Here is a 3,114-nt window from a genome sequence, read left to right as displayed (position 1 = left end):
ATGATTACCATGATTATATATGTTTTTTTCTTATCAAAAACAATTAGTTAAATAGTTTTATTTTGATGGTTGGTGTCGCGGAGTGGTGCTGGTTTCACTTCAGGGGTAGGCATATGGAACAGGATCCTCTTGAGATCCTTTCTTTGGCATCGTAATCTCTTGCTCTGTAAACGAAAAAACCGCCTTTGCGGGGCGGTTTTTTCGAAGGTTCGTAGAGTTTGCGGCTCTTTGAACCGAGGTAACTGGCTAAGATAGAGGAGCGCAGTCACCAAAACTGTTCGTTTAGTTTAGCCTTAACTGGCACATGACTTCAAGTCCATCTCCTCTAAATCAGTTACCAGTGGCTGCTGCCAGTGGCGCTTTTGCATGTCTTTCCGGGTTGGACTCAAGACGATAGTTACCGGATAAGGCGCAGCAGTCGGACTGAACGGGGGGTTCGTGCATACAGTCCAGCTTGGAGCGAACTGCCTTCCCGGAACTGAGTGTCAGGCGTGGAATGAGATAAACGCGGCCATAACAGCGGAATGACACCGGTAAACCGAAAGGCAGGAACAGGAGAGCGCACGAGGGAGCCACCAGGGGGAAACGCCTGGTATCTTTAAGTCCTGTCGGGTTTCGCCACCGCTGATTTGAGCGTCAGATTTCGTGATGCTTGTCAGGGGGGCGGAGCCTATGGAAAAACGGCAACGCCGTGGCTTTTTCCATAGGCTTTTCTCTTCGTGGTGATAGCGATGACTCTTCTGTGTGTCCCGTCCGCTCGCCGCAGCCGAACGGCAGGAGCGTAGCGACTGAGTGAGCGAGGAAGCGGAAAAGAGACAGGTTTTACACTGAGCACTGACGCCCTGAGGCCCCTTATGACGAAACAACAGAAAACTGCCCTGAACATGGCTAAATTCATCCAGAATCAGTCCCTGCTCCTGCTGGAGAAGCTTAACGAGCTTGATCTCGATGCGGAGGCTGACCTTTGTGAGAAACTCCACGATGATGCGGAGCATCTTTTCCGTACACTGTCCCTCAGACTGGATGCACTACAGGAGGGTGACTGATGGCGAAAGTGTCGATCAGAAACGGTTAAATTATGTTCTTAACGTACAATAATTTACGTTTCCCAAACCGACCCCTTGGATGCCGGGCCACATCCCGCATTATGGGCACTGTCCTCAACACGATTTTACGACACTTAAAAAAATTAGGCCGCAGTCGGTATCGGGCATTATCTGAACATAAAACACAAGCAGTAAGTTGGAGTCATTACCAATTCATTTAATGAATTTAATAAATGAATCACTTTAACTTGGTCATGCATCTTAACTTATGAATTACTCCTGTCCTCACAACCTCATTGAAATTAAACAAGGTATAAAAAACAATATAACTAAAAATACCCAATGCGACATTAAAAGAAAAATCAATGCTGGCATTTTTGAAAAAGGAAAAATGCTGCCATACTTTAATAAGTAAGAACATCAAAAAAGCTGGAGAGATAGTTCTAAAAAACACGTTTACCAATTCAATGTAACTAAACTTCAAGATATTCTTAAGTGAAATAAATGCCGGGAGTGAATTAATTAAGTTTGCAAAAAAATAAAGGCAGACCAATGTTTTTATATCGAAATGAACACCTATAATGAAAGACAACCCCATCAAAAAAGCGCCAATGCAACCTAAGAAAAACAACCACCTTGTTTTTCCGTAGGCCATAAAAACAGAACCTGTTGTACTCAAGGCTGATTGGATAATCGCTGTAGGTGCCAACCAATGCAATAAGTCTCCAAGTAGGTGCCACTTAGGATCAAAGAAAATCCTCGTAAAAGAAAAAGATGTAGCAGATAAACCTAGCATCAGTGGCGCGCTTAATGATAGTATAAGTTTTAATGCATTTAAGTAATCTTGTTTATTAGTGTTATTAGTGTTATTTATGTTTTTGCTAAGGTGTGGTAAGAAAACTCTAGAAAAAACAAACGTCAGGCTCTGCAACGGAAATAACATAATGCGGTAGGCAATCGAATAGACCCCAAGTATTGCGGATGAGAAAAAACGGCCTATTAAAATAGAATCAAGATTCCTGGCAAAATAATTTATTAAATTAAAAGACAATAAATAACCACTAAACCCTATAACTCCTGACTTGTCACTATGGCTGATATTTTTAATTCTCAATGATAAACTCAACCCGGAAACCTTCAAAAAACATATTGTGGATATTGATATTGTTGTCAGTGTTTGAAAAATCAAACTATAAACACCAAAGCCTAAATTAGCTAAAACTATTGCCAGCACCATTCCTGTAAGGCTAGAGAAAATTTCAATTGCAATGATGACTTTAAAGTTCATTTCTTTTTCTAATTTTGCTTTGTGAGTTATTGTTAAGCTGGAAATTGGAAAGCTAAAAGCCAATAGAAATAGAACCGGGTATAGCTCGGGTGTGTTAAAGTACACGACAATTAATGGGGATGTTATTATTACAAGCAGCATAACAAACAACCCAGTAAAAATGTTTATCCTGTATATGTAATTATAAAAACCGATCGACGCCTCTTGTCGCTGAATTACTGCCGCCCCAGTTCCCATGTCATTGAATATGTTTGCTAAATTCATAACCACAGATGACATTGCTAATAGTCCATAGCTCGATGGGGGGATTAAGTGCGTCAAGTAGAATAACGAAACCAATTGTGTTGCTATTTTTACAAGTTGTCCAATGCCAACCCATTTAAAACTACTGACTAGTGCTGTCATATTGTTTTTAATATCCTTTTGAATTTTCAATAATTTATAATTCGTGATGGTTTTAAAGATACCACCATAAAAGACATCATAATTCTTCAAGCTACCATCTACGTTGTAGATTCCGATTTAGCTAAACTTTAGGACTTTATAAGTTCGTATCCCGTATGATTATAAGGCATTATGATCATCTCCACCAATAGTGTACTCGCAACGGCTTTGTTGAATAAATCAGATTTCGGGTAAGTCTCCCCCTAGCGGGTTGTGTTTTCAGGCAATACGCACGCTTTCAGGCATACCTGCTCTCGTCATTTTGTTCAGCGCTCGTACCAGGGTCATAGCCTCCGCAACCTGACCATCGTAGTCACGCAGCGTCAGTGAACCCCT

At 41.0% G+C, this 3,114-nt stretch carries 3 protein-coding genes and 2 pseudogenes; 2 read left to right on the top strand and 3 right to left on the bottom strand.

The window, feature by feature from the left end:
* Window positions 1-330: 330 nt before the first annotated feature.
* Window positions 331-444, bottom strand: coding sequence for a hypothetical protein (locus ACKLKD_RS27650; protein ID WP_032634168.1), 114 nt, complete (start codon window positions 442-444; stop codon window positions 331-333).
* A 410-nt stretch (window positions 445-854) separates the two neighbouring features.
* On the opposite strand from ACKLKD_RS27650, the gene ACKLKD_RS27645 reads away from it, so the two are divergent.
* Both ACKLKD_RS27645 and ACKLKD_RS27640 read left to right on the top strand, forming a co-directional pair.
* A complete protein-coding gene (locus ACKLKD_RS27645) occupies window positions 855-1,046 on the top strand; it encodes a Rop family plasmid primer RNA-binding protein (protein WP_016947206.1) in 192 nt (63 codons plus the stop codon).
* 74 nt (window positions 1,047-1,120) lie between these two features.
* Window positions 1,121-1,192: pseudogene (locus ACKLKD_RS27640) on the top strand (IS1-like element transposase); the annotation flags it as partial.
* Window positions 1,193-1,284: 92 nt separating this feature from the next.
* Here the strand turns inward: ACKLKD_RS27640 and ACKLKD_RS27635 are convergent.
* Both ACKLKD_RS27635 and ACKLKD_RS27630 read right to left on the bottom strand, forming a co-directional pair.
* Window positions 1,285-2,829 (bottom strand): lipopolysaccharide biosynthesis protein, encoded by a 1,545-nt coding sequence (locus ACKLKD_RS27635; RefSeq protein WP_218570043.1) that lies wholly within the window; start codon window positions 2,827-2,829, stop codon window positions 1,285-1,287.
* 168 nt (window positions 2,830-2,997) lie between these two features.
* Window positions 2,998-3,114 (bottom strand): annotated as a pseudogene (locus ACKLKD_RS27630) (IS5/IS1182 family transposase); the annotation flags it as partial.

Source organism: Klebsiella sp. 10982 (assembly GCF_048589245.1).
GTDB lineage: Bacteria > Pseudomonadota > Gammaproteobacteria > Enterobacterales > Enterobacteriaceae > Klebsiella > Klebsiella quasivariicola.
This window is presented reverse-complemented; position numbering and strand designations above follow the sequence as displayed.

What these genes read in the sequence shown, in the direction of transcription:
- ACKLKD_RS27650 (WP_032634168.1), bottom strand. Translation starts at nt 444, where the DNA reads ATGCACGAACCCCCCGTTCAGTCCGACTGCTGCGCCTTATCCGGTAAC.
- ACKLKD_RS27645 (WP_016947206.1), top strand. Translation starts at nt 855, where the DNA reads ATGACGAAACAACAGAAAACTGCCCTGAACATGGCTAAATTCATCCAG.